A 26,226-nucleotide genomic window follows, 5' to 3' on the forward strand; every position below is an offset into this window, starting at 1 on the left:
TCTTATTATTAGGGATTTGCAGAGCAGTGTCAGGCTTCTCAGGAAGCTCAGCAAGCACGGTACTGTTATTTATGCTGCGACAATAGTTGTTGTAAGGATTAATCCCAGGGTTTTAGGTGGCCTCATTAAAAAGAATAAGAATGTTAAGGTGGTTGATTCAGTTGTTGTTTTACCGCAGCTAGCTTAGGTTCTTTATTTCCGTAGAAGTATATGTATAGCCCTCGACGAGCTCTTCTGGAATAAGCCCTTTCTCAACAAGTACTTTGCCCAGCATTTTCTTCGCTAGCCTATGGTATCCGTCTCTGATTATGGAGTAAGCCCTGTACACTGGGTCAGGCAGATAGACCACGTATTGATCGGAGCCTACGTCCTCGGTGTACAGCTTATTCATGTAATCACTCTCATCGAGCACGACGATATGGGCTTCAGCAACCTTCACCTTCAAGCCATTGATTATTTTCGTGCCTACACGCCTGACCCTGACATGCAGCGACTCGGGGTCCTCACGAACCCTGGGTGGAAGCTTCTTCTTTGTAGGAGTCGTGAACACTAGTACCTTGACATCGGTCCTCGAGGTATCAAACCAGTTCAAGAACCAGATCAGGTAGGGCCTGAGCTCTGGATGATACCAGAAATAAGTGCTAAGCCAGACGCCAGCATCATCCCATATAATTATATCATTATACTTCTTCAACGCATCAAAGAACTCTTTCGGCGTATGTACAATCCTATTAAGAGCCTCGAGGTAGGCCTCACCGCAGCTAAGCCCTTGTCTCATGAAGTATTGTGCTACAACCTTGAGTGCATAAGTAGACTTGCCAGCACCCCTGCGGCCAGTAATAATAATTGGCTGCAGTTCATTACACTCAATAGCATCAAAAATAAACGATAACAGCAAGTAGTTCCTCTTCCTACACTCAACACCAACTATATCCTCATAAGCCTTCTCAAGCTCTTCACGCTCCTCATCCGAGAGAACAGAGAATACCTCAAGACTCATAGTCCTCAACCCTAGTCAGCCGCTGCACCTTCTTCCTAACAAGCAGGCCACGCCTATCAAGCAGCGAAGTAATCTTGTAGAGTAACTCGAGAAGCTGTCCACGATCCATGTTCTCCACATCTTTAATAGTCTCCAAAGGATTAAGATCGCTGCCATAAACATCCTCGGGAATAGAAGCAAGCAAAGCCTGCATCATACTCCTTGCATGAGCAAGCCTCATCTTATACTCATACTCTGGCAACATACTATGGATACCACCAAGGGCCCTAGCAACATCAATCAATAAGCCGCCAAGTTCATAACCATAAACTTGCTCCTTATACTTAACCCTATACTCGAGACTCAACAGAATCACCAATAAGCCTTGATTACATCGTAGCCGTTTCTCTCTGCAATAGCTTCTACTTCTTTGAGGAGCATCCTAACATCCTTTGATCTTCTCTTTTTCTTTAGCACTATGTGGATGTACATGGCTAGTCTTCCTTGTACTTCTCCCTATAGATCTCCCATGCTTCTTCGGCTGCATCTTCGTATATTTCAGCTACTTCTTTGAGCTCTCTTCTCTCCTTGGGGCTTATGATCGGGTTCTTAGAAGCTGCTTCGGCACGGTTGGCTGCATATTGTATAGCTCTTGCAATGGTTAGAGCGGTTTTTCTGCCAATCTTCTTCTTGCCAAGCCTGCCCTTCTTGAGAGCGTCTACGAGCTCCTGGGCAGCCTCTTTAGCTTCGTCAGGCTTCTTGAACGATACTATATTGGCAAGCCATTTATGACGTGGTGGCTTGAAGAGCCCGTTGTCTTTACTCTTCTTGTTCTTTGACTTAGACTTGGATTTCTTGCTAATCTTTTTCTTCTTTTTCTTCGCCACGGCCTACACCCGCCAAGAGTAGTTCTGCATCGGATATGAGTAGATCCTTCTTTGACTCAACAAAATCAACAGCTAGAGAAGCCCTGAGCGGTGGCGTGAGCTCTATTTCCTTCCCCAAGACATAGTTGATGCTTGCAACAAGCTCCAGCTCCTTCCTACAAGAAAAGCTGCTAAGATACGGTAGTATCCTAGCCCATTCACCCAAGCTCTTCCTCAGTGCAGACAAGAGCGTTGTAAGAGAGCTCCTACCAACGAGGAGACCCTTGTCGAACTCCTTGCTCACACAAGATCACCTATGCTACAAATATAAATATTATATGTAATAGGGAGCTGGCTGGAGCACAACATCATTTCTATGGCTAGCTCTACCCAGCTCGTTATTTCCTATAAAACACGAGATCAACAATTTGGGGAAAGTATCATGACAAGTTCCAAGATCGCCAGAACTCTTGCCTTAATCCTAGTAGTTTTTGCCATAATAATAGCACCAATAACCCCATTAGCCCAGACCCTCGAGGAAGAAAAGATAGTTGTTGTAAAAACCTATGACTTAAGCGATCCTACTATTCTTAGTAACTTAACAACATATACGTATGATAAGGTCAGCAATGTACTACAGGCCTATGATAACACGACAACAAAAATAGCTGTTGATGGATACCTTTATCTCTCTGACTTAAACACAAGCGATAACTATGTTCCAGCAATAGCATTCGACTTACAAGCTCCATCCCTAGACCTTAACAACAACGAGAAAATACTGTATGGATTACTTTTAAGCAACATCCTTGGCTCTGTAGCCATTGGCACGGTTACAGTTAATGAGACTACAGGACAAGTACTCAACGCCACTTTCATCAAGGTAGAGCCTTATTCAGACAACATCATTGTTGTCAGGACAGCAAGTGATGTAGTGATCTACACTGGTATAGGCAAGTTCTCTGTTCCAAGCGGCAAAGTAATGATTTACACCGAAAGCGAGGCCAGCATCCAGGGTATAAGCGAGATCGAACTAAGATCATTAGCTACACCACCAGCAGACTACCAATTAGTTAGGAGTGGCTCAGGCGAGGCCACAGTCACCATAAGTGCAACAGGCACGGTAAGAGTATACTTTGACGAGACACATAGCACTGGTGATGCCGATCTATTTATCTTCGATTCAAATAACCCATACTTCGCCGAGGCATCAGAGCAATGGAGCTGGAGCACACTACTAATGAGATGTAACCAATTCGCCTTTGCAGACGGTAGACCACAGTTTGTAACAATTGAAGCTCATGGACAGCTGAAATTCGTTGTAAAGAACTACCCAGGAAGCTATCTTGGTACACAGCCACAGTCATGGAACATCGCCATAGCGGTCCTATCCTCTTCAGAGACACCATCACCAACATTCACTATACAGAACGAGCAACCTAGCCAAACCCAGACACCTTCTGGTGTAGACTGGAGTAGACTAGCAAGCTACTTTACAGGCAATCAGACTGCTATGACGGCTACCATCGTGATCATAATCATCATAGTGATGTTGCTGGCAGTAATTCTGCTATTAAGAAAGTAATGATGCGGTGGTGGAAGTGAAGTGCATGAAGACAATACTACCAATAACACTGTTGTTATTAGTACTCATATCACCAGCCATTATTGTTGCTGATGAAACAAGGCTTGCATGGGAAGACAGCGGCTATGACTTAGCACCAGGATATAGATACACTATTTCACTCCACGCCGAGGTATCGTGGACACATGATCTAGCACTGGCTGCTATCGAGGCTGGACCAGTCAAGGTTGCCGTGGAGATCTTTGACACTAATCCACCAGGCTATGTCACGCTTGGCACCAGGGTCTATGTGAACAACAGGGTCAGGTACAGCGGCGATGAAGTACAGTTTGGCCCAGGAAGCGGCGGCTCATACGATATCTCAGTGCAAATAAAGGTTGATTGGGACGGTAATGGTGAAGTCTATGTACATGGACGTAGAGTAGCAGCATTCACTATCGAGAATCCCTGGGATATACAGCAGTTCACAGACAGGCGCAGTGGCCTCGGATACACGATACAGTCAAGTATTGTAATAGACTATCAGAGACTCCCACCGCCGTCAAGTGGTGACTCTAACACAATTATCGTACAACAGCCAAGCGAAAACCCGCAAGGCTTCGACTTCTTGGCCAGCCTTGGTGCTGCCACAGTTGTTTTTGTCCTCATACTGCTCCTGGGGATCGGCGGGATAATGCTCCTGATAGTCTTTAGTCAGGCTAGGCGTAGGGGGTGGATCTAGATGCCCAGGCGTATAGGAACAAACATACTACCCTGGATCATACTGGGACTGATAATGCTAGCCATAGTACTAATACCAACCATAATGATATACAACATATATAACCAAGTAACAAGACCACTCCAGGGACTACCACTAGTCCACGAGATACCTGCTAGCCAAGTCCAGGTGACAGTACAAACACTGAGCTTGGAGCCAGGCCAGGTCTATGAGCTGCAACTAACCAGTGATAACAGCCTAGTGTTCACGAAGACAAACAGGATACTAACAGAAGATATGACACTAGAACAAACAACACTAAGTAGCGGCGACGTAATAGCACCACATCTATACGACTGGTTGTTTCCTGATGGTTATATGGATTGGATTGCCTACGACTATACAGAAACTATAAGCGGTAGTTTTGTTGTTGAGGCTAGGGCTAGTGTCTTTGACACTAATATCAGGCATGTATTTAATACGAGGGCAAGGTCTGGCGTTGCTAATTATGACTATAGCTTTGACTTCAAGTTCCAGAACGGTAATAGAATTCATGGCGATATAGGTAATGGCACGACATGGCTTACAACTGTTGCCGACGTTTATCCATTCTACTATGAGACCCATAGATTCTACAACATAACATACGAGGTCTACGAGACAGGCTACAAGATATATGTTGATGGCGAGCTAAAAGCTAGTGGAACATATGACGTAAGCACGCCATTACTAACAGACGTAAATCATTATCCTATCGTCGGCGGCTCAATACCAACTCTCTCAACAGTATACGATAGAGTATTCTATGGATACATAAGCTATGTAAGGGTGAAACAAGGGAGTACATTAAAGCTACTTCTTGACCCAATTGCGTTCAATGGAACACATTACTTCGACATAGTATCAGGCGCTGTTGGTACAGTAACAGGCGATGTACAACGAGTACCAGCCGAGCATACATGGCTATGGCTAATCAAGTCTCTAGAAACTGACGGTAAACTACATATTAAGTTTGTGCCACCAGGTGCTGTTCTTAGGATCACGTATAATGATCAGGTTTATGAGTGGCGTATTGATGGTAAGGCTAATGCTGCTGGGTTGATAGAGGACTATGCTATTGACTTGTTGTCAGTCTTTGGTACTACAACATTAAGCAATGCTAAGGTTGAGCTTATATGGACCAATAAGGTCAGGTTCTATGCACCACCAGGGTTCACAGTAAAGGTGTCTAATGAGAACCTTACTATTGCTAAGAGAGTACCTGAGAACGCTAGCTATGTGGATATAGCGCTTGAGCCTGGCGTATATACTGTTGAGCTTCTTGCTGACCGTCAGGTTGAGCCGCATGTCAGCTTAATGCGTGATAACAACTATTATGTTATTGTTGTCCGTGACGAAAACTACTACGCTCTAGCAAACGCCACAGTGGTAGTCTATGCCAACGGCGTTGAGGTTGCCAGGGGTGTAACGGATGCTACTGGCAGATTCATAGTGCCAGCTAGCGAGCTCAACAACACTGATACAATTAGAGTAGAAGTACTGGCACTATCAGCAGGCACATACTACACTACATCAAGAACCATAGAGCTAACCCAGGCAGCACCAGCAACCCAAACTCCTAGTCAAAACCAGCCAGTTAGCAGCGGCTCAGAATACATAATAGCCATTGATAGAACCAGGATAACAACCACCATAGTGATCATACTAGCCATAATGTTTCTTGCAGTACTAGTTATAGCCTTCAGGAAAAGGTGATCAGAAATGTTTAAACCCAAGCCTTTTTTCTTTCTCACAATAATACTTGTCTTAATCATAGCTTCTCCTGTTTTCGCTGAAGACAAAGAAGAGCTTAGGTTCTCTAATGATTGGCTGAAGGGTGTTGCTATTGTTGTTTATCAGAACCAGTATGGTACTTGTTTCTGGGTGAACCCCAGTCATGTCGTTACGGCAGCGCATGTTGTGAACAACCAGCCTAACGCTGTTGTGACCATCATAAGGGGTAATGTCCATGCTAGAGGAGTTGTTGTAGCACTTGATACTCAGAGTGATTTGGCGGTGATATACGTTGAGAACTCTGGCCAGTTTGACAAATACATCTTCCCGCTGGCCGTCAGGATACCTGAGCCCTCGAGTACAATATACGTTATAGGTTATCCATTCGAGCTACTGCAGATAATGGGTAGCCTCGAGGCTCTTAGCGAGAACCCTAGGATTCTCGAGAGCCGTCTAACATGGTCCGCCAATGGCTTGATCGAGCTGGGCGGAATCGTTGATGCTGGCAATAGCGGTGGACCTGTCCTGGACTACTACGGCAACGTTATTGGTGTCGTGAGCTTTGCGCTGCGTGGCAATGCTGGAGTACTCTACTTCGCCACAACGGTAGGCGCATTGAGAGAACTGCTTAGAGAACATGGAATAGCCTACATCGAGGGAACAAGCAGCATACTCCCTGAATCCATAGTACAAGACCCATTCGTGGCAGGCGCAATAGCAGGGGCATCAGCTGGCCTAGTCCTCGACATACTCATCCTCGCTACAGGCACAGGACTGGGAATACTCATAGCCTCAAAAAGGAGGCGAAGATAAATATGGATGGCCAGCTTCCAATCGATGAACACATTATAGAGCTAATAAAGAAGTATCTTTTCCAGCAGCATCTAGCTAATGAGCCGCAATGGCTTGTATTAACCCTAGCTGCACCCATTATAGCTCTGCTTTTCTTTATCATCTTGTGGGCTAAGTATAAGGCTCATGTACATGACCTGGTTGATGCTGTGTTCTTTTTCTTCATACCCTATGCCCCTAAACGTATGCTGTTGCTGAAGGATCATCTTGGTAATAAGCATGTTTTCTATGATGACGAGATCAAGGTTGCTGGCGGTAAGGATGGCGGGTTTATTGTTCAGGCTGGCAGCTTTCTAGTGAAGCTCAACGATGACCCATTTGCTTATGCAGAGCCCTTATCATTGATCGATACCAAGATACCTGGTGGCCCAAGCCCCTTCGGCTTGTTTGTCAGGCAGCTAGTGGCAGTCTATATAATGCTGGCCTTGATAGCACTGAGCTTCGCCAACACAATAGTCGTCACTATGGCTGGCTTCGGCATGCCGCCTACACCAATAGACCTAGTAGTCTTCAGCGCCCTGGTGTTCTCGCTGGCCTGGCTACTAGCCATACTCGTGAAAGCCTTCAGCCCACAGACACTCTTCACAAGCATAGTGGTCTCGCACTCAGAGAACAACATAATGCGTGGAATCATACCAGTAGACGCATTCTCGAGCATACCACCAACAAAACTACTAAGCAAACTAACCAAGATAGAGATCAACGTAGCTGACTCAGTCAAAGAAGCCTACGAGAAGATAAAGAACATAGTGGGAGACAGCGGTCTAGCAGCAGCAATACTAAGCACGATAGGAGAAGTCTACGAGACATGCCATAAGTCACTTGGACTAATCCTCAAGTCAAGATACGATATATCAGTGGCAGCGAAGGCCAGGTACATGCTTGAAAGAGAAAAGATAGGCCCGTCATGGCTGACCCGATACGCTGGAGTAATAGCGATACTAGCACTAATAGCAATAGCCGTGCTGGCAGCCCTTCTATTGAACATACAGGTCCAGCCAGCACAAGTAATCAACGAGACAACCAACACCATCACCTATGTCACCCCTGCACAGCCACCGCCACCACCGATATCGGGCTGATAGCTATGGAGCTGGTCGCAGCTGCAGCATTAGCAGCATTCATGCTATCGATAACCTATGCCTTCGTGAAGATAGCAGAAAGACAAGGAATAGCAAAAGCATTCATAGCAGCCCTGATACTAGCAGACCTCTTCGTAATCCTCTTAATGCTACTAGGCATCGACAGACCACTAATCATAATAAAGACAAGACTGGGATCCACGACAATAACCTACCTTCAAGTGTTTCTACTGCTAAAAGTACCTTTCACGATATGGAGTATCGTCAATCGAGAACAACTAAGGAGAATACTTGGATGAAGACACAAACTCTTTTTCCTCTATACATGTGATACAATATATTGTACTGGTTACTGGTGGGTTAATCTTGGATAAAAAGAGCTTCCTCTACGGGCTAGGCATAGGCCTGGTTCTGGCTGCACTAGTGTTCCTCGCAGCACTATGGGGCCCCCTCAACAACGTAGACTACTACACGAGAAAACTACTAGACTACGTAAACTCTGAGACATACGACACCTCGAGAGACATTCTGGCAAAAATGTATGACGAAGGAAAAACGCTGCTAAACAACATAGAACTCACAACCAAAGACCTAGAATACGCCAAACAAGGAACAGTAGCAGCACTAGCAACAGCCACGCTATTCACGATAATACTTGGAGCAGCAGTAATCACGGTAACATATCTATGGCGTAAAATAAAACTACCAATACCTAAACTGTAACTCTCTTTTTCTAAAACACCTTAGACAAACACGTATAATGTAATTGGTGTATAAACATGGTTAAACGGAACACCCTCATCACACTCCTTGCAGCAATACCCATTATCGCAATAATCATCTGGTTGCACTGGATCTTACTAAAAAGTGGAACACTGAAAATAGTGCTAATCACAGGACCACTAGTCATCGGAATAGCATTCGCCATAGCATTCCTACTAGGACAACAAAGAAGAAGTGTTAGGTAGATTACCACTCAGGTTCTACCTAACACCATTCTTTTTGTTTCACCCAACACCCTGAGACCCTGTATAGAGTGAAGTATTTGGCTAAACAGGTCCTCGAGGAGACAACCACCACGTAGCCTAGAGGAAGTGACCAGGATGCCCGTAGACCCCAAGGTAGTCCTCTTAGTTGAGTACATCCAACGTAAAGTAGACGACAAACTAAGAGAGCTGAAAATACCAGACGAAATAAGACAAAAGATAAACTACGAGATAGAGAAAATCAAGCAAACACTCATCGAATACGGCCTAGCGCAAATAGAGAAAGAACTAGGGATTTAATTCGATCTAATAGTTTTGATCGATAAGATTATTTTTCGTTGCGTATAAGTTTAATCTTGAGTGAGTAACAATGATACTTGGCGAGATCCTAGAGTTTTTTAGATGGATTCTAAGTAACATTATTGTACTTGCTTTAGGCGGCTTAATTACAAAGTTAATAGAGATATTTCTTCCAGGAAGCATACGATACAGGTTAAGACTTTGGTGGGGGTATGCATGCAACTACTTTCGTAATCCTGATATTCATGCAAAGAATGTATGGATCTTTTATTTAGGTGAAGAATATGTTATGGACGAATTACAGGAACATATACTGAACTATTTTATCCAACAAAAGGTAAAGGCGTTCAATGGTAATGATAACATTAAGTTTGAGATAGAATACAACGATAAAAAATTAGAAGGATTCCTATATTTCGGTGTATCAGGAATTAACGAAGATAAGATACTGGTAAACCAAATAGAAGTAGTTGTAGAAACAACTCTTCACTACAGAGAATTCTTTGAAGGTCTCCTTGCACTTCGTGAGGCTATACATAAGAACATAATAGCACACCTAGTAACATGCCTTAATCAACCAGAGTACTCATCTGTTCTTGAAGTTAAAATAAACAAGCTAGAAGAAGTAACAAAAATAATTGATGATCTGAAGGTTAAGTACATCTCGTTAGGAGACAAGTACAGAATTTATCTTGTAGGAAAGTATATTAGAATAACCGACATCGTAGACAAAAGCGTATTAAGAGCTCTAAAAACTCTCTTAGCTCTCTATTTATGAAGAGATGCCAGTATATTTTCTTTGATATAATTTATGAGGAACAATTTATCACGTTCTTCATTAAAGAGGTTATAGCAAATTACAGTAAGTGTATCGCCTAGACTAGAACTCTTTGGATTTTTCCGTATGATTCTAAACTTGTATGTTTTTCCCCTACTACTCTTATATCTAAAATCAGAATACATGTAATCCTTATCTGGTTCGAGTGCTCGCGAAGAAAACTCTTCATATTCCTGTGGAGATTCAACATTGCTACCAAATACATGAAGCTTAGTCCATCCGTTAATATCTCGTAATCCATCAAACGCTGTACCATAAGTTTGGTGAGGAATTTTATCAACTATGTCGCGTAACTGATTACGAGATAAGTACACTATGTTTATCCTACCTTGATAACTACCAAATAGCTTTCTTTCAAGCTCCTCTATTAAGGTCTTAATCTTGAGTGCTCCAGAAAAAATACATAGGTAAGTCTTATCGTTATAATTAAATATCGCAAATTCTATCGAAGCATTCCTCTTTTTAGTCTCATACCTTTTATTCTCAACATTATATTCCTTATCAATATATTGATATCCAAAACAACCAAATATAACTTCCGAAATCTTTCTAATATTATAGAATGATGCATATAAAGATTCCTGTTTACCATTAATGATAACTGATTGATTTATATAAACGTAAGGTTTATCCGATATACTTTTCAATTTATCATATATATCATCAATACTTAAAAAAGGCATTGTATATAAGTGGCAAGCAAGCAAGTATTTCACCCCCTTATCTAAACAAAACAATGCTTGGCATTAATACCATTATGTGATACAATATTTTGTCTTCTCATAACACCCTTTAAACTATCACTTAAGATTTTGACATCAATTTTTTCGATAGCAAATGCTACAAGATATCTACAGTAAAAATAACCCAATACGTTCACCTATTCACTTATCCACATGATATCTAATTTAATACCGTATTACTTTATATTGATAACGCCAACTGTTTCTAGAGAACCCAATCATGCCATCTAACAATAAGGACTTTCCAGAGATAAGGTGTTAGGTAGAACCCTTACACAAATCTACCTAACACGCATTTATTGTTTCCCGCCCTGTTGCTTAGGGGTAACCTTACCTGCCTTGATCTTGAATGCCATATATCTTGCTAAGCTGAGAGCAATTTCTTTGGCCAACTCGGCCTCCTTAGGACCACCATACGTCTTATAATGTTCGCCAAAATTGCTTAGAAGATGAAAGGAACTATTGGCATAATCATACAAAAGTGTGGCACGGTTTTTGATGTTGTCTACTTTTTCTATGCCCCTAAGATAGTCCCTAAAACCTTCAGCGACTTTCCTAAAGAATTTGATAGCTTTCTCATAATCCTTTTCAGCATAACTTAAAACACCCACTTTAAGATCCGAAGCAATGTCATTGAGCCCTATCTCGTAAAGAAGAGAAATTAACCCATGATGCAATAGCGTGTCCTTACACATGTTTACAAGCCTACGGGTAACATCAACTAACCTCTCTGGAGTGTTCTCCTCATAATATTCTTCAACACTCTCTGGCAAAAGAGAATAAGTTTTTACAGTCGTTTCAGGAGATTGCTTTTCACTCTTATAATAACATTTCAAACCAAACAGCTCAATAATAATGTAATATCCTACAGGTATGTCAAAATCCTTGCATAAATCACTGACATCCAAAACTAGATCACCCCTATAAGATAACTTGCCTTCATACTTGACCTCACTTGCTAGTGGTAATTCATAAAACTTATTAATGCTCCTTAAAAGTCCCCCCTTCGGCGTATACACCTCATGAACAAATACATATGCCTCTGCCTTATGTACTCTATTAGTAAGATAACGAGGATTAAGATAATGGGGATATCTATGAACAACTTCCTCAACATTAATCACTAGACGCAAAGCTACATTCTTTTCCTCCAAATCGAAACCAGTAAAAACTGGCATATACTTAACAGGTTTAACAAATATGAACGGCATTATATCATCCCCGCCAGCTCTAGTAATGCTTTAGCGTGTTCAGCCGCCTTGCGCCCCTTCTCTGTTAGTTTTATGATTTTTCTTACTGGTGGCCCTTGTTCTATTTCTTCAACAACGAAGCCTAGTTTTTGTAGTAGGTCCACGGCTCTTCTTACGGTTCTGTAGTTGAGTCCTGTTTCTCTGCTTATTGTTAGAAGAGCTGAGCCATCGTGATCCAGTAGGTATGCTAATACTTTTAGTGGCCCGTTGAGTCCTCGTTCACTCAACCATAAGCACCATGTATAATATACATAGTACAAGTATTACAGTATGATCTGCTAGTTGTACATTGTACAGAGAGCTTATATACCTAGCACATTGTACAATATACACAGAGGTGAATATGTACATGGGAACTGCCCCGTCTTCTACTGGAACTCAAGTTATTTTTTCTTCAAAGAGTGTTCCTCGTAGGAAGATTGGTCCTAGGGTAAGAGTTGATGTTATTGCTGAGTTCAAGAAGCTGGTTGAGCTGACTGGCAGAGACTTCGAGGAGCTTGTTGAGGAGGCTATGATCGAATACCTTAGGAAGCATGGCATCAGGATTGATGGAAGTGAGCCTGAGCCAGTGGAAGACATAAACATTGTCTAAGGGTGATCCGTAGTGTCGGTGTCTCTTCTTTCTGCTACTGCGGGTCTTAGGGATTTTGTTAGGTATCAGGTTGAGAAGAGGGATGTTATTGCTATTGATGTTGATGATCTCGAGGAGAGTGTTGTTGTCTCGTTTAAGGTTAGTCGATCTAGTGCCCGTATCATAGAAGCGATCGTCAAGAGCCTCGGGACCGATAAGAGCACTGTTATTAGGATGGCGCTGGCTGTTGCACTCGAGTTCTTCGAGAACAATGACCCAGAGAAGCTGAGGGAAGCAGCCAGGAACGCCAGGAGGATCACATCACTAAACGCCATGCGGGTAATGCTGAAGGGAATGAAGCTCCTGAAGTGAAGAGCCATGAACAAAGAACAACTACTCAAGCTAGCCGAGGCACTCAGGCCAGCAGTGGCTGCCAGCGACCATAGTGTCCAGTCGTTGATATACCAGTGGAACCTCGGCGACCTACTAGAGCACTTGACGAGAGAATGTGATGCCAAGGTTTGCCTCACCGTATCCGATCTGGTGTATTGTAGCCAGAAGTACTGGTTTAGGCTACAGCATCCCTTGCCTGTTATCGAGCAGAATATTTATGGTCCATGGGGTGTTTATGGTAGGCTTATCCATCTTGGTCTCGAGCATCTTCTCAGAGAGAAATGGAATGGTGTTAGAATCGAAGTCGAGGTTGAGAGAAGGCTTTGGCTGAACAATGGAGAGCCTACACTAGTTAAGATCACGGGGCGCATAGACGCCCTCAGGGTTACTGATGGCGGTGAAGTTGTTGTCTATGAGTTCAAGAGTTCTAGAGGCGATAGCGAGCAGCCTAAGCAGCCGCATATCATGCAGCTAAGAATCTATATGCTCATGGCTTCAGCGACAAAAGGCTACTTGGTATACGTTAATCCAGACCGTGTAGCAGAATACGAGATCAACAACCCTATGAACGACGTGGATCTAAAACAACTTGTCAAAGAAACCATCGAGAACACCAAGCACCCACGCTGGGACTGGGAATGCAGCTATTGTCCATACAACATGATGTGTCCCTACAAACACTTCTCAAACAACTACAAGAGGAGGTGATCGAGTGATGAGGCATGGAATTGTTGATTGTCGTAAATGCGAGTACTTCGTTCCCATTGAGAAGTTTGAGGAAAACGATATGCTGGATCTTCTCGAGGAAGCAGAGATCTATCGGGCCAAGTATGGTGTTGAGATACTGGGATGGTGCAGTAGGTTCCATAGATTCGTAAGATACTATGTTGGCAGATGCTATGGCTTCAAACCAAAAGAGTATCAGCCACCAAGACCATTGACTGACTTCCTTAAGGTGAAACAATGACCAGGTTCGCTAGAGTCATCAAGCAACAGCTCCAGGCCACCGATAACACTAGTGTTAGTAGTGCTAGCGATCTCGAGTACTTGCTGCAGACTCCTAGTCTCTATAGAACCTTGCTGCTTATCCATGAGTACCTAGTTGTTAATAAGCGCAGGGGCTTTACTTATGATGGTATAAAGAGCTATGCTGCCTCGAGGAGGTTCTACAGCGAGTACACTGATCGGACTCTTGACCGTGCTATCAGGAAGCTCGCAGAGCTAGGCTACCTAAACAGGGTTCATCCAAGGGATAACAAGAAGAAAGTGATCTTTGTTCCAACAGAGAAGTTCCAAAGAGTTATCGAGGAGAGAAGGGGGCTTCTCGACGATGGCTGAGGCTATGGCTGCTGTAGTGAATGACGGACAGAACCTTGGTGAGTTGCTGCGTGTGGTTAGACGAGATCTTGATAGGCTTAAGACTATGGTCTATAGACTGCTTAGCGAGCTAGAGGCTAGGAACGTCAGCTATGACGGTTATACATTGACTTACACATGGGTTCTAAACAAGGTCGGGAAGAAGTACTATTACTACTACCTCAAGAGCAAGACGAGGAAGCCTACGTCAATATACATAGGCAAGACCATCGACAGTGGACTACTAAAGTACCGTGGATACAACCTAAAACAATTCATCAAAGAACTCAACAGGCTCCTAAGAGGGATACTCACCCTCGAATCACAGTTATCAATAATCCAAACAACAGCCAGTCTACTCGAAATGATCAAGAAAAGAGAAGAAGGTGAAGAGTAATGGCTGAAAAGGATAAGAAGCATGATGTTGAAGATGGGGAATTTGATGTTTATCAGTTTTGTCTAGACAACTTTGATGACAGTGTGAGATGTGATTGTGATGGATGCTGGACAACAGACGACGTCTTGAATGCTATGTGTAGTGAGATCTGGGAAGATATTGCATACGAGCTTGGCATGCTAGATTACTGTGATGAAGATGAAGAATTCCTTGACGAAGATGATGAAGATCTAGACTGGTGAAAACAATGTTGTTTGAAGTTTGTATGTTTTTGTTCGCCTTTACGCTCCTGGGTGTCCTGGGTCTCGCTGTGAAGTTGCCTGTACTCGAGGAGGGTGGTGGGCTATGAGGCATGCGTATGATTATTCGTTGAAGCTGGCTGCTAGGCAGGCTGTGATAGCCGAGATAACGAGGAGGTTCATAAAGAGTGTGAAGAGGAACTGGAGCCTAGTTGAAGGCTATAAGAGGATGAGGCTGGGTAGTCCGCTGAGAATAGATTATGATGAACGGAGGACTATACTGGACATCTATATAGAGCTGCCAGCCACGAGGCCAGTCAGGTACCTTGTATACATATCTATGCAGACAAGCAGGCCGCTGAGCCCCAGCCAGACCAGGACAAAGATACTCAGGCTCCTGGAGAGGAAAACAAGGTATGTCACGGGAATGGATACAGCAAAGTACATCCTATGCCCCGCAGGATATACCAGAGGAGCACTAGAGATGCTCAGGACAGCAAGAATAATCCCCATGAAGAACATGCACGAGATAATAAAGAACATGGCCAAGTACTTCAAGAACAGATACACCAAGCTCATTGATGCCTTACGTGGAAAACGACTCTACGGAGAACTCATGCTCCTAGCCTACATCCTCAGAGAAATAACAAAAGAACTAGGAGAAACAATAGCCAACGATCCACTAGAACAATACCTCAAATACTACCCATCACCACTCATCCTCGCAGAACAAGGCATAGAAATCCCAGCACCACATTAGCCGATCCCTTCACTCTTCTAGCTTATTCCATTAGTGTTAGGTAGATTCTTACTGGGGTTCTACCTAACACTCTTTACCGTGAAGGTGTTAGGTAGACTTCCACTCCACTTCTACCTAACACTTGAACCCTGCACCCTGTATCTTTGCTTAAGTGGTGTTAGGTAGAGCTCCACCCGAATTCTACCTAACAATAGCATCTATTCCACTCGAGAAGGAACATTGCATTACATATCAACTGATCTAAGACCCTCTGTGATGATATATCAACTGATCTCCGATGGAGTGATGGAGTGTTCCAGGCTCTGGCCTACCTAGCCTGATCGAAGAAGCAGGTAATCAGCATGTATATCAACGATCTATAGATGAGTCATCGCCATCGCTAGAATATTCTATAGTAATTGTATTAAGAATAGGTCCTGTAGTTACAGTAAGTCATTATAAGAAAGGACTTCTATGACCTTTGGCTTCTATAATACTCTTCTTTTAGAGTAGCATCTAATTAGTAATGAATACCTTTTTTTAATTTCTCGAAATAGGCAAGGTTTTTGCATCGTTTCTCGATCTCGCTAAATGAGAGCCTATATTCTTTTACAAGATAGTTAAATGTTGAGGCTAGTATTCCAAAATATCTTTGGGCTATCTTTAAGCAGGTCTCCTTGTCTTGGCAGAAGAGGGTTTTATCGATTGGATGGATAGGCAGAATTTTCTTAACTTCTTTGTCACGTAGTGCTTTGCTTAGAAGCCACATTTTTTGATCAAGTATAAGTAGGTATGTTACGTGTTCTTCGCCTATCAGAGACTCCTTGCCAGAGCATTTTCTAACCGTGACGCTTTCTAGTCCTGGATAAATTAACCCATATTCTTTTTTCATATAGGCTAAAACACAAGCTATTGCTGCTGCAAGGTCTAGTGCTATTCTTCTTTCATAACCGAACCTGATTGCTCTAATCTGCTTGTATGCTGCAAAAGCTATGATTATTGTTGCTAGTGCAGCAAATACTTGGGCAATATTTGCAGCTTCTCTTGATGTAAGAAACGAGATTATATCATTGATTGACATACCCCATCTAATACATTTTATCAGTATACAAACATAATAAAATGTTAGGTAGACACTGGCCTGGCTTCTACCTAACACCTTACACTGTAATTATTATAGTTTTTCATTGGATGATTAAAGAGAATGCTACTGAACCTAGCAGGTTCTACTACCTCTTTTAAATGTATGTCTTTAATTATTGTTTTTGTATGGTGGGTTTGTTCTAGGTTTGAACGGATTTTTCCTGTTTAGGGCGACAATATTGTCCTCGAATATTTTGTTCACTATATTGTGTTTTCCGTTTCCACATAAAAATATTTTACATTAAGATTAAAATAAGCTTGGTGGCAATATGAGCAGACAAGAGGTATATGAATATTACCTTGTAGAATGTCAGCATGGAGAATCCCGAATAAAGGTTGCTGTTGAACCTGATAAGCTAGAAAATGAGATAAAGAGTATTGTCTTTCAGCTTATTGGACCAGTGGAAGAGTCTAAGGTTATTGAAATAGAATGCAAAGTCCGCAAACTACGTGCAAAAGTAATATTCGAAGATGAGCAATAAGGTGATGTCTATACCTGTTAGTGGGTATAAAATCATTTCAAACTCTTTTTTATGTAAAAATTATTTCTTCTATTACTTTTTGTGTAATTTTTATGGTATTGGTTTTTAGTTTGTTATATGGGGTTGTTATATGGTCTGTGGGACGGGTTTATTAGGTTTGTTACTTGTAGTGTAATAGTGGTGTATAACGCATGCCTCACCTACCTTCGCCTGAAGAGCTAAGGGACAACCCTAATCTTTTCTTGAAGCTTATGGACGAGTATAGGATAACGCCAAGAGACCTCGGGATCACTAGGGTCTATAAAAGCATGCTTAAGAAGGGCCTCAGGAAACCCAGCCTAGAGTTATGCAGGAAGATGCTTAAGCTAGTTGAGCAGAAACAAGGAGAAGGAAGGCGGCCCGATCCCAGCTTGGGGCGGCTGCGGGGCCTCGCGGACCCCACGGCCAACCCCAACGTGGCCGGCTTAACTTCCGGGTTCGATATGAGACCGGGTGTTGCCCGGCCACTATGGCCGGGTCGGGCCGCCAGTTTAGTCTAGTCAGTTGTTTCGTGTTTTAAGTTTTTCTCCTATACTGCTGCAATTCGATCGCATATATTGCTTCTACACGCATATACTCTCCGCATTTTGGGCATCTATTTTTCACCATTGTAACAAAGTCTCCTGGCTCGAAGTCTCTTTCTATACTGTAGCCGCATTTTACGCATTTCAACAACGTTTTCGTTATAAGTTCTTTTGTTGGAGGCCTTCTTCTTGATTCTATCCACATTTGTAATAAGACTATTATTAGACTCATTAATATCAATATTATGATGAAGTTATAGTCTTGCCATATCATTGCGCTACACCTATTGTATTACCTATTCCAGCAACAAGCACAGTTGATCCGGGTGAAGTTGATTCTTCAATAATCTTTAAGATGTATTCTTTGGCTCGTTCCACTGCCTCGTAAATCTCTTTCTTCATAGGATACAAAGCATCTTCAAGACCCATTTTTATTACGAGTGCACGTAACGGGATATTGTATTTAGATGTAGCTCTTTCTATAGCTATCTTCTCAGGGCCAGGATCTCCTATTGCTGCGCCAACGCCTTCAGCTATTTCACCAACAGTTTCTCCTTCAAGTTTTAGAGCTGCATCAACAGTTACCACTAGGTCTACATTACCGTTTAGTTCTTCAATAATCTTTGCAATAGCTTTACCGGGCTTACCAACATTAGATCCAGGTCCTTCAGCCTTTATTATAAAGACCCTCCTATCACGTATCCATGCCTCAATAACAACAACATCTTCTACTATTCTTTTAGACAAAACACGTCCTTCTTCCGCAAGTTTTACTGCAAGAAGTGGCCCAGCCGCATCACCTATGGGTGTACCTTGGAGGAATGCCGAGAAACTCTTGTAGTATGTGTCCACAATTCTCAGGATCTCAGGCATTTGAAATTGTAGTTGCATTAACAAAATCCAGTTGTTGTATTTTTCACCAATAAGAAGATAATGACGGACAACCTTATAGATGAAATTGAGTACACTAGCTATTTCTATAGATGACTCGATAAGACTTCTTTCATACCTACTTAATTTAGGGAAAATATTCTTCAAGGAATCCTTGAACACGTTTTCTCTAACACTAAGTAAATGATCGAGACGTTTTATTATATCTGTTGGCTCTATAGAAACAGGCTCTATTGTAAAGAAGTCAAGGTACCTAGCAAGTAAGGGTGCAGGTTCCTTTACACCAAGACGTCTAAAAACTTCTTCAAGTCTACTCTTACTTTCTTCAACTCTACTCCCTATATAAGATAACTTATTCCTAATATCAAAAGCCCATAATTTCATTTGAATTCTTTGGTTAAGCCCGGTAAATAGCATGAGGAAGAAAATCAAGAAAATTATCTGGCCTATATAGTCACTCCAGTCTCCAGACATTTGCCACCGAACCCTTTCATTCGACACTCATCTTTACGATTAAGGTAAATTACTTACCTCCTATAAAAATTGCTATAAAGTGGTCACAATTACGTCTTTTCCACTAATCAATATAGTATGCTCAAACTGTGCAACAATACCATTGGTTTTCTCAACAAGAACCGGATAAACAGTGACAACACCTTTACGGATTAGCCCTGAAATAGTGTTTCTTAGCCCATCTAGCGAAGAAACCATACTTTTTAACCATCTTTCACAGAATGGTAATCTCTTTCTAGTGTTCCAAACATAATCAACTATTTTCTTCTCAGTAAAAGATAGCCTTGTTCTTGGCTTACCTGTTCTTAAACTAAAGATTGTTACAACATTATCTTCTCTAACTAGACCTATACCAGTTGTAGCAAAGGGTTCAATAGCGTAAGCACCATTAGTAAGCCTCCAGCCAGCGCTTTTGTCCCAATAATTTGGTATGGTTAAACCCGAGTGAATGATGTACCTATCCATACTATGTCCCGTTAGATTACGTATAGGCTTATAACCCATTGATACAATTGTTTCCTCAATAATTTTACCGATCTCAGATACCTTAACACCCGGCTTAACAATCTCGAGAGCTCGTTCAAGAGCTTTTTCTGAAGCTTCAAGTAATGACTCATATGCAGGATTAAACGTGACAGATATAGCCGTGTCAGCAATATATCCATCAACATGAACACCTATATCTATTTTTAGTACAGCATTATCCGGAATGGTGGCTTCATCGTCAATGACAGGTGTATAATGTGCAGCAATATTGTTTACAGACAAGTTAACAGGGAAAGCGGGTTCGCCTCCTAGCTCACGAATTCTCTGTTCAATATAGTTAGCAAGTTCAACAAGCTTCATTCCAGGTTTTGATTTCTTGGCTGCCTCAGTTCTAACTCTCTTCGCGATATCACCCGCTTTAACATATTTTTTAATAATATCTTCATCAATAACCTCGATAACCAACAAAGCACGCCTCCGTTATTTTCCCTTAATGCTAATTATTTTAGGTTCTGGAGACTATTTATTAATATTTGGATAGAAATTAGTATCTTTCAAGGTGAGAATACATGACTACAATTAGATACTTGGGTCATGCTGCTTTCGAAGTCAAATTAAAAGGCTTAGATGGGAAAGAAAAAACCATACTCATAGACCCATGGGTGACAAATCCATTATCACCATATAGAAGCGTTGAAGAGTACTTAAAAACAGTTAACAAAATAGATTACATCATCGTGACACACGACCATGGAGATCATTTAGGTGATACAGAGCCCATAGCAAAAAAGACTGGTGCTAAAGTTATTGCCATATACGATCTTGCCGTAGAACTTGAAAAGAAGAATATTGTAGCCATAGGAGCAAATGTCGGTGGACGATTAGATATTCCAGACATATACGTTGTACTCACGCCAGCTATTCATAGTGCACAACTAGGTAATCCTGTTGGAGTAGTTGTAGGTGGAACAGATATAAGAATATATCATGCAGGAGACACTGGATTATTTGCAGAAATGACGTTTATAGGAGAACTCTACAAGCCTGATATAGCCTTGCTACCAATAGGAGGACACTTCACTATGGGGATACCTGAAGCAGTAAAAGCTGTAGAACTAATCAAACCCAAGATCGCAATACCAATGCACTATAACACATTTCCTGTAATAAAAGCTGACGCAGATGAATTCAAGAGAAGAGTTGAAGAAAAGACGCCAACAAAAGTAGTTATCTTAAAACCAGGACAAGAATACAACTACCCCTAAAACTAAATATTAAACAGGCCCCCAGACGCCGACAACCCCGCTCCCGCTAGTAAGAGCTCGTGGGAGAAGAGCCGGATAAGGCCCCGATGACCACGAGTGTTAGTAGCGGGGGACAGGCGTCTGGGGGCGTATTAATGAATTAAAAATGAAATAAATCAGTGAAAAATTGTTTTTCACATCTTAACAATTAATTCAGTACATTATTGTTCATGACGATTTTCAGAGAAAATCCATTTATAGAGGATTTCTGTTGTTATAAAATAAGTTGATATTACTATAGGTGGGTATGATATGGAGAACATTAATGCGAGACTAGAGCTCATAACAAGGAATGCCGTAGAGATAGTTACATTAGATGATTTGAAGAGAGTACTAGAAGATGTAGAGAAACCTAAAGCCTATATTGGTTTTGAGCCTAGCGGGCTTGTTCATATAGGTTGGCTTATTTGGATGTACAAAATAAGAGACTTCGTTGAAGCTGGTCTTGAAACATACATACTTGAAGCAACATGGCACGCCTATATAAATGATAAACTAGGAGGAGACATGGATACTATAAGGAAGGCAGCAAGATTTGTCAGAAAAGTATTGGAAGCCCTAGGAATCAATGTTTCCAAGATAAAATTTGTTGATGCAGAAGATCTTATTAGTGATAAAACCTACTGGGAACTACTCATAAAGTCCGCTAAACATGTAAGTCTAGCCCGTGTAAAACGTGCTCTTACAATAATGGGTAGGAAAGCTAGTGAAGCTGAAACAGATTTTTCCAAACTGATCTACCCATTAATGCAAGTTACGGACATATTCTATTTAGACTTAGATATAGCTTTAGGAGGTACAGATCAAAGAAAAGCCCACATGCTTGCAAGAGACATTGCCGAAAAAATAGGGAGGAAAAAAGTAGTAGCAATACATACCCCCTTGTTAACGAGTTTACAGGGACCAGGCAAAAGAATGGAGGTGACTATCAGTGAAGCAAATATTGATGAAGTACTTGCCGATGTAAAAATGAGTAAATCTAAGCCTGAAACAGCAATCTTTATCCACGATCCCCCAGAAGCTATAAGAGAGAAAATAAGAAAAGCCTACTGCCCACCACGAGAAGTAGAGCTAAATCCTGTTATTGAAATCAACAAATACTTGTTGTTCTCACAGCCAGGGTTCGAACTATACGTTGATAGACCCGCAAAGTATGGAGGCCCATTGACTATCCATAGCTATGAAGAACTAGAGAAACTATACAAAGAAGGAAAACTTCATCCAGCAGACCTTAAGAACGCTACTGCTGAAGCATTAATAAAAATGCTTGAACCCGTGAGGAAAAAGATCCTAGAAGATAGAGAAGCACGTGAACTACTAGAAACTCTAATGCACGCTAAGATAACACGGTGATAACTAAACACAATTACTTACTGCTTCTCGTTTTAACACCAATACTACATGTGAATATATAAGTTGGATTGTGCTAGAACATTTACGAAACGAAAACCACGCAGAAAGCTAACCCAGGTAACACTGGGTTCCCTAAAATGATGAACCTGATGTTTACATTCATCATTTAGCTTGTCACAAGAATTAATGGAGGTCGGTAAGATTGCCGAAATACTTGATCAAAGCAAGAATAGTTGTTGACGGTATAGTTGAAAAACCTGATGTTATAGGAGCAATTTTTGGACAAACAGAGGGTCTATTAGGAGACCAATTAGATCTTAGACAATTACAAGATAAGGGTAGAATAGGACGTATAATAGTTGACCTAAAAACGCATGGAACAAAGAGTGTCGGCGAAATAATTATACCTTCAAATCTTGATCGTGTAGAAACAGCACTAATTGCTGCAATGATAGAGTCTGTAGACAAAGTGGGACCTTATCCAGCTAAAATAGAAGTGGTTGATATAATAGATGTTCGTCTAGAGAAAATTAAGAAAATCGTTGAACGCGCCAAGGAGATATTAATCAAGTGGAGTAGACAAAAGGGACCTGATCTCAAAGAAATAGTTCTGGAACTTGAAAAGGCACTAAAACCCCCAGAAGTAGTAAAGTATGGTCCCGAACAACTACCCGCAGGACCTGATGTAGATAAATCGGATACATTAATAATTGTTGAAGGACGTGCTGATGTAATTAATCTGCTGAGATACGGATACACTAATGTAATAGCACTTGGTGGTGCAAAAACAAAAATACCTGAGTCATTAATCAACCTAACACACTCAAAGAAAAAAGTAATAGTATTTCTCGACGGGGATAGAGCCGGAGAACTTATACTCAAGGAGCTTTTGAGAAGCAATATGAAGATCGACTACATTGCCAGGGCTCCTCAAGGCAAAGAAGTAGAAGAATTGACAGGTAGTGAAATCGAAGAATCATTAAAGAAGGCTATACCTGTTAAGGAGTATATCGAACAAAAGAAAAAAGCTGTACAGCAACGTCAACAAAAACCACAGATTACAGAAAAACCCATCACTAAAAAACCACTAGCACCCAAAGAGATGGAAGAAATAGTGTCAATAAACACGAAAGTATTAAGCGATATAAAGGAGTTAGCGGGTACACTTGAAGCAATACTATACGATAAAGAATGGAATGCTATAGACAAGTGTCCTGTAAGAGATTTAGTCGAGAAACTACATTCAGCAAAGACGAACAACATCTATGCAATAGTATTTGACGGCATAGTCACACAAAGACTTCTTGACGCAGCCAAGGCACGTGGTATAAAGATACTGATAGGGGCAAAACTTGGCAACATTACATATAAGCCTGAAGAAATTATAGTACTTACATTTAATGATCTTCTGTAAAAATGTTAGATGTTATCTCACTATTTTTTCTTTGCAAAGAAGTCAAACAGGCTTTTCTGTCCTCCCGCAACCCTCTTTAATTGTGTTTCTGTCACACCAAAATATGCCAAGATCCTCATTGCTGCGGGTATTATCTGTCTATCAATATAATACGTTGTATCAATATTTTTCGGGTCGGCAAATTGATATGGTTCTACTCTACGCGATATATTGCCACTACCTTTCATAACGACATAACCTATTTTATCGCCCACACTTACTTTTATCCCTCTCCTCAAAAGCTTTCTTGCAGCTGCTACGTGAGGCTCTTCGGCTTTGTATTCATTGATATTCTTCGTCAAAGTCTTCCATATAACGAGTTTCTCAAGAGGCACCTCACCTTTATTGATCTTGTTAACTATTTCTCTAACATAATTTATCGCTTTTTCAATACTCATTTCCTTTAATAATATTTCAGTGATCTTTTCTTGGACTTCCTTAGCTATCTCGGTCCAATCACCCCTAACAGCTTCAAAACCAACAATATCTATTCTTCCATCTTCAAGTAGTCCGGCATAACGTTTCTTCGCTTCGGTAAAGAATACTCTCAGGTATATTTTGTCTATTTTTATTTCAAGCCCTAGTTCCTCTTCGATCATTTTAATTAACTTGTCTATTTTCTCTTTATCGTATTTTACAAATAGAGAATCCGTATCTCCATATATCACATCTAGCCCAAGTTTCTTCGCGTATTCAATAGCTTTCATTATTGTTTGTCTACCCCAAGCTGTCACAGCTTCTGCACATTGCCTACAATACCATCTAGCTCCAACCCATCCCATGTATCCATACGACGCGTTTGCCAGCACCTTTAATGCCTTTTGTCTCTCATTGAGTATTCTGTACTCATAACTATCTGGAGGATACTTCTTCATTTCCTCACGAACTCTTTTCCTTAAGGTGATGAGTGTTGTTAATACTTTCTTGAAGAATCCTGGAGGCTCTTTTCTAAAACAATGATTTACTTCAGGGGCTATCCAGTGTGTTTCAGGACTACAATTGTAAGGATCATAGGTATCAGGACCTACGTTATACTTTATCATAATACTGGGGTACATTGCAGAGAAGTCAAGTACAGCAACATTTTCATGAATACCTCGTTTTGGCGTTAAAACTACTGCACCACGGTAGGTTTCATAGGGTCTCTCAACACGATTAGGAACAAGCTCGTTGAACTCATAAGCAGCTCTCATCAAGTACCATTCAAGCCTAAATCCCACACTTGCCGCACCAACTTGGTCTAAAGGTAATCCTGTTATGCTGGATAGCTGCATTGCGAAAGGAAGGAATTTCTCGCCAATACCATAAGTGGAGATAACATCTTCTGCCGCATACTTAAGGAATATTGGACGTAAATCAGGGTTATCCCAGTATTTCGGCATTTCAGTCCATTCGATTATTGTTCTCTCGCTTTTCTTCATTACACCAAGGTACTCAGCAACATTTTCTAGAGTCTTTACTTTCACCTCAGGTATTTCCTCAGCAAAATCATATAGATCTACATTGAGTCTACCAGGAATACTTATATGTCCATAAACACTTGGTGTCGGTTCTCCTCCAATACGTCTACCTATATCAAGTTTTATACCAAGATACTTAGCTCGCTCGCGAAGATAGGGCCAATCAAATTTATTACTGTTGTAACCAACTATGATATCGGGATCATAATCAATGATGTATTTTATGAACTCCATCAATGTTTTTCGATCATTTTTATCTTCAGCAGTAAATTGTTTTAACTCACCTTTATCGTTGTAAACAGATATTATTATTACCGGGTCTGTTTCCGGGCGAGGAGACCCCCTTGGACTATATACCTCTATGTCAAAAGCAATTATTCTAAGATCCTTAGGTGTCGACGTATCTTCAATAGCTTTTATATCACCAATAATCTCGTATTCCTCATCAACACGATAAGCCGGTTTTTTATTTACTCTCTTTACTCTAGCAATATGCCATTGGCATGGATGGAGTTTTTTGTCGATAAGGTACCTCATACTAAATCTTATATCTGCTTCAACTACCTCCTTCACGCCACTAAGTTTGGATACCTTTTCACGATACTCCCTTACGTACTCAGGTATGACAGTTGTTATCTTCAATGTTTTTACAGGTCTTCCAAAGAAGTTCTTTGTAAGTTCCTCTATAGAAATTATTGGAGAACCTGGTTTAGATAAAGCCTTTATACGCGCCACAAGTTCTTTTACATTGGTATTTATATTATCTTCTAGAATTGCATAGAAGTATGGTCTAAATCTTCTATCACGTAGAAGTACTCTCTTACCATCCCTCGTCGCTGCCCAAATAATTATATGAGGCTCTTTACCAACAATCTCATAGGATATATCAAGTAGGTAAAACTCTAGATCTAATTCTTCGCTCAAACCAT

Annotated in this window: 36 protein-coding genes and 1 rRNA gene; 23 read left to right on the forward strand and 14 right to left on the reverse strand. The window is 41.2% G+C overall.

Annotated features, from left to right (window positions below; translation table 11 throughout):
• Positions 1-16: 16 nt before the first annotated feature.
• A complete protein-coding gene (locus J4526_01760) occupies positions 17-187 on the forward strand; it encodes a hypothetical protein (GenBank protein ID WFO75632.1) in 171 nt (56 codons plus the stop codon).
• On the opposite strand, the gene J4526_01765 is transcribed toward J4526_01760, so the two are convergent.
• The 4 genes from J4526_01765 to J4526_01780 form a co-directional block, all read right to left on the reverse strand.
• A complete protein-coding gene (locus tag J4526_01765) occupies positions 179-1,000 on the reverse strand; it encodes a hypothetical protein (GenBank protein ID WFO75633.1) in 822 nt (273 codons plus the stop codon). The genes J4526_01760 and J4526_01765 overlap by 9 nt on opposite strands.
• Positions 990-1,346, reverse strand: coding sequence for a hypothetical protein (locus J4526_01770; protein ID WFO75634.1), 357 nt, complete (start codon positions 1,344-1,346; stop codon positions 990-992). Before J4526_01770 ends, J4526_01765 begins: the two co-directional genes overlap by 11 nt.
• 127 nt (positions 1,347-1,473) lie before the next feature.
• Positions 1,474-1,866: a hypothetical protein gene (locus tag J4526_01775; protein ID WFO75635.1), complete on the reverse strand. Its 393-nt coding sequence runs from the start codon at positions 1,864-1,866 to the stop codon at positions 1,474-1,476.
• Positions 1,838-2,149, reverse strand: a complete 312-nt coding sequence (locus J4526_01780; protein WFO75636.1) for a hypothetical protein — start codon at positions 2,147-2,149, stop codon at positions 1,838-1,840. The genes J4526_01775 and J4526_01780 overlap by 29 nt, the downstream gene beginning before the upstream one ends.
• A gap of 138 nt (positions 2,150-2,287) precedes the next feature.
• Between J4526_01780 and J4526_01785 the strand changes: the two genes are divergently transcribed.
• From J4526_01785 to J4526_01830, 10 genes are all read left to right on the forward strand, one after another.
• Positions 2,288-3,430 (forward strand): hypothetical protein, encoded by a 1,143-nt coding sequence (locus tag J4526_01785; protein ID WFO75637.1) that lies wholly within the window; start codon positions 2,288-2,290, stop codon positions 3,428-3,430.
• A 16-nt stretch (positions 3,431-3,446) separates the two neighbouring features.
• The gene (locus J4526_01790; protein WFO75638.1) at positions 3,447-4,151 is read left to right on the forward strand and encodes a hypothetical protein; all 705 of its coding nucleotides are present in this window, start codon (positions 3,447-3,449) and stop codon (positions 4,149-4,151) included.
• A complete protein-coding gene (locus J4526_01795) occupies positions 4,152-5,885 on the forward strand; it encodes a hypothetical protein (protein WFO75639.1) in 1,734 nt (577 codons plus the stop codon).
• A 6-nt stretch (positions 5,886-5,891) separates the two neighbouring features.
• Entirely contained in the window at positions 5,892-6,716 is an 825-nt protein-coding gene (locus J4526_01800) for a trypsin-like peptidase domain-containing protein (GenBank protein ID WFO75640.1), read from the forward strand.
• A gap of 2 nt (positions 6,717-6,718) precedes the next feature.
• The gene (locus tag J4526_01805) at positions 6,719-7,837 is read left to right on the forward strand and encodes a hypothetical protein (protein WFO75641.1); all 1,119 of its coding nucleotides are present in this window, start codon (positions 6,719-6,721) and stop codon (positions 7,835-7,837) included.
• 5 nt (positions 7,838-7,842) lie between these two features.
• Positions 7,843-8,136, forward strand: coding sequence for a hypothetical protein (locus J4526_01810; protein WFO75642.1), 294 nt, complete (start codon positions 7,843-7,845; stop codon positions 8,134-8,136).
• A gap of 67 nt (positions 8,137-8,203) precedes the next feature.
• Positions 8,204-8,560, forward strand: a complete 357-nt coding sequence (locus J4526_01815; GenBank protein WFO75643.1) for a hypothetical protein — start codon at positions 8,204-8,206, stop codon at positions 8,558-8,560.
• Positions 8,561-8,616: 56 nt separating this feature from the next.
• A complete protein-coding gene (locus tag J4526_01820; protein ID WFO75644.1) occupies positions 8,617-8,805 on the forward strand; it encodes a hypothetical protein in 189 nt (62 codons plus the stop codon).
• A 135-nt stretch (positions 8,806-8,940) separates the two neighbouring features.
• The gene (locus J4526_01825; GenBank protein WFO75645.1) at positions 8,941-9,123 is read left to right on the forward strand and encodes a hypothetical protein; all 183 of its coding nucleotides are present in this window, start codon (positions 8,941-8,943) and stop codon (positions 9,121-9,123) included.
• Between the two features lie 70 nt (positions 9,124-9,193).
• Positions 9,194-9,901, forward strand: a complete 708-nt coding sequence (locus J4526_01830; protein ID WFO75646.1) for a hypothetical protein — start codon at positions 9,194-9,196, stop codon at positions 9,899-9,901.
• Here J4526_01830 and J4526_01835 read toward each other — a convergent pair.
• The 4 genes from J4526_01835 to J4526_01850 form a co-directional block, all read right to left on the reverse strand.
• On the reverse strand, positions 9,892-10,668 hold the full coding sequence (locus J4526_01835) for a hypothetical protein (protein WFO75647.1): 777 nt from the start codon (positions 10,666-10,668) through the stop codon (positions 9,892-9,894). The genes J4526_01830 and J4526_01835 overlap by 10 nt on opposite strands.
• Positions 10,669-10,685: 17 nt before the next feature.
• Entirely contained in the window at positions 10,686-10,832 is a 147-nt protein-coding gene (locus tag J4526_01840; GenBank protein WFO75648.1) for a hypothetical protein, read from the reverse strand.
• Between the two features lie 168 nt (positions 10,833-11,000).
• A complete protein-coding gene (locus tag J4526_01845) occupies positions 11,001-11,915 on the reverse strand; it encodes a hypothetical protein (protein ID WFO75649.1) in 915 nt (304 codons plus the stop codon).
• Positions 11,915-12,181: a hypothetical protein gene (locus J4526_01850; protein WFO75650.1), complete on the reverse strand. Its 267-nt coding sequence runs from the start codon at positions 12,179-12,181 to the stop codon at positions 11,915-11,917. Before J4526_01850 ends, J4526_01845 begins: the two co-directional genes overlap by 1 nt.
• A 122-nt stretch (positions 12,182-12,303) precedes the next feature.
• Between J4526_01850 and J4526_01855 the strand changes: the two genes are divergently transcribed.
• From J4526_01855 to J4526_01890, 8 genes are all read left to right on the forward strand, one after another.
• Positions 12,304-12,546, forward strand: coding sequence for a hypothetical protein (locus J4526_01855; GenBank protein ID WFO75651.1), 243 nt, complete (start codon positions 12,304-12,306; stop codon positions 12,544-12,546).
• Between the two features lie 12 nt (positions 12,547-12,558).
• Positions 12,559-12,897, forward strand: a complete 339-nt coding sequence (locus J4526_01860; GenBank protein WFO75652.1) for a hypothetical protein — start codon at positions 12,559-12,561, stop codon at positions 12,895-12,897.
• Between the two features lie 6 nt (positions 12,898-12,903).
• Positions 12,904-13,626 (forward strand): CRISPR-associated protein Cas4, encoded by a 723-nt coding sequence (gene cas4 / locus J4526_01865; protein WFO75653.1) that lies wholly within the window; start codon positions 12,904-12,906, stop codon positions 13,624-13,626.
• A 7-nt stretch (positions 13,627-13,633) separates the two neighbouring features.
• Complete coding sequence (locus J4526_01870; GenBank protein ID WFO75654.1) at positions 13,634-13,885, forward strand: hypothetical protein; 252 nt, start codon at positions 13,634-13,636, stop codon at positions 13,883-13,885.
• Positions 13,882-14,256 (forward strand): hypothetical protein, encoded by a 375-nt coding sequence (locus J4526_01875; protein WFO75655.1) that lies wholly within the window; start codon positions 13,882-13,884, stop codon positions 14,254-14,256. Before J4526_01870 ends, J4526_01875 begins: the two co-directional genes overlap by 4 nt.
• Entirely contained in the window at positions 14,249-14,671 is a 423-nt protein-coding gene (locus J4526_01880) for a hypothetical protein (GenBank protein ID WFO75656.1), read from the forward strand. Before J4526_01875 ends, J4526_01880 begins: the two co-directional genes overlap by 8 nt.
• Positions 14,671-14,913: a hypothetical protein gene (locus J4526_01885; GenBank protein ID WFO75657.1), complete on the forward strand. Its 243-nt coding sequence runs from the start codon at positions 14,671-14,673 to the stop codon at positions 14,911-14,913. The genes J4526_01880 and J4526_01885 overlap by 1 nt, the downstream gene beginning before the upstream one ends.
• A gap of 103 nt (positions 14,914-15,016) precedes the next feature.
• Positions 15,017-15,670 carry a hypothetical protein gene (locus J4526_01890; protein ID WFO75658.1) on the forward strand — a complete coding sequence of 218 codons (654 nt, stop codon included), beginning with the start codon at positions 15,017-15,019 and terminating at the stop codon, positions 15,668-15,670.
• A 499-nt stretch (positions 15,671-16,169) separates the two neighbouring features.
• On the opposite strand, the gene J4526_01895 is transcribed toward J4526_01890, so the two are convergent.
• Positions 16,170-16,730 carry a hypothetical protein gene (locus J4526_01895; protein WFO75659.1) on the reverse strand — a complete coding sequence of 187 codons (561 nt, stop codon included), beginning with the start codon at positions 16,728-16,730 and terminating at the stop codon, positions 16,170-16,172.
• Between the two features lie 331 nt (positions 16,731-17,061).
• Between J4526_01895 and J4526_01900 the strand changes: the two genes are divergently transcribed.
• The gene (locus J4526_01900; GenBank protein ID WFO75660.1) at positions 17,062-17,274 is read left to right on the forward strand and encodes a hypothetical protein; all 213 of its coding nucleotides are present in this window, start codon (positions 17,062-17,064) and stop codon (positions 17,272-17,274) included.
• A gap of 400 nt (positions 17,275-17,674) precedes the next feature.
• Here J4526_01900 and rrf read toward each other — a convergent pair.
• From rrf to map, 4 genes are all read right to left on the reverse strand, one after another.
• A 5S ribosomal RNA gene (gene rrf / locus J4526_01905) occupies positions 17,675-17,794 on the reverse strand.
• Between the two features lie 35 nt (positions 17,795-17,829).
• The gene (locus J4526_01910; GenBank protein ID WFO75661.1) at positions 17,830-18,111 is read right to left on the reverse strand and encodes a hypothetical protein; all 282 of its coding nucleotides are present in this window, start codon (positions 18,109-18,111) and stop codon (positions 17,830-17,832) included.
• Entirely contained in the window at positions 18,108-19,202 is a 1,095-nt protein-coding gene (locus tag J4526_01915; GenBank protein WFO75662.1) for a DUF1512 domain-containing protein, read from the reverse strand. Before J4526_01915 ends, J4526_01910 begins: the two co-directional genes overlap by 4 nt.
• 72 nt (positions 19,203-19,274) lie before the next feature.
• Complete coding sequence (gene map, locus J4526_01920; protein ID WFO76282.1) at positions 19,275-20,177, reverse strand: type II methionyl aminopeptidase; 903 nt, start codon at positions 20,175-20,177, stop codon at positions 19,275-19,277.
• Positions 20,178-20,296: 119 nt separating this feature from the next.
• On the opposite strand from map, the gene J4526_01925 reads away from it, so the two are divergent.
• From J4526_01925 to J4526_01935, 3 genes are all read left to right on the forward strand, one after another.
• Positions 20,297-20,992, forward strand: a complete 696-nt coding sequence (locus J4526_01925) for a metal-dependent hydrolase (GenBank protein WFO75663.1) — start codon at positions 20,297-20,299, stop codon at positions 20,990-20,992.
• A 291-nt stretch (positions 20,993-21,283) separates the two neighbouring features.
• Positions 21,284-22,384 (forward strand): tyrosine--tRNA ligase, encoded by a 1,101-nt coding sequence (locus tag J4526_01930; GenBank protein WFO75664.1) that lies wholly within the window; start codon positions 21,284-21,286, stop codon positions 22,382-22,384.
• A gap of 202 nt (positions 22,385-22,586) precedes the next feature.
• A complete protein-coding gene (locus J4526_01935) occupies positions 22,587-23,798 on the forward strand; it encodes a DNA primase (GenBank protein WFO75665.1) in 1,212 nt (403 codons plus the stop codon).
• 20 nt (positions 23,799-23,818) lie between these two features.
• Here the strand turns inward: J4526_01935 and J4526_01940 are convergent, their stop codons facing one another.
• Positions 23,819-26,221 carry a DNA polymerase II gene (locus J4526_01940; GenBank protein WFO75666.1) on the reverse strand — a complete coding sequence of 801 codons (2,403 nt, stop codon included), beginning with the start codon at positions 26,219-26,221 and terminating at the stop codon, positions 23,819-23,821.
• Positions 26,222-26,226: the final 5 nt, after the last annotated feature.

This window comes from Desulfurococcaceae archaeon MEX13E-LK6-19 (assembly GCA_029637525.1).
In the GTDB taxonomy this organism is placed as follows: domain Archaea; phylum Thermoproteota; class Thermoprotei_A; order Sulfolobales; family Desulfurococcaceae; genus MEX13ELK6-19.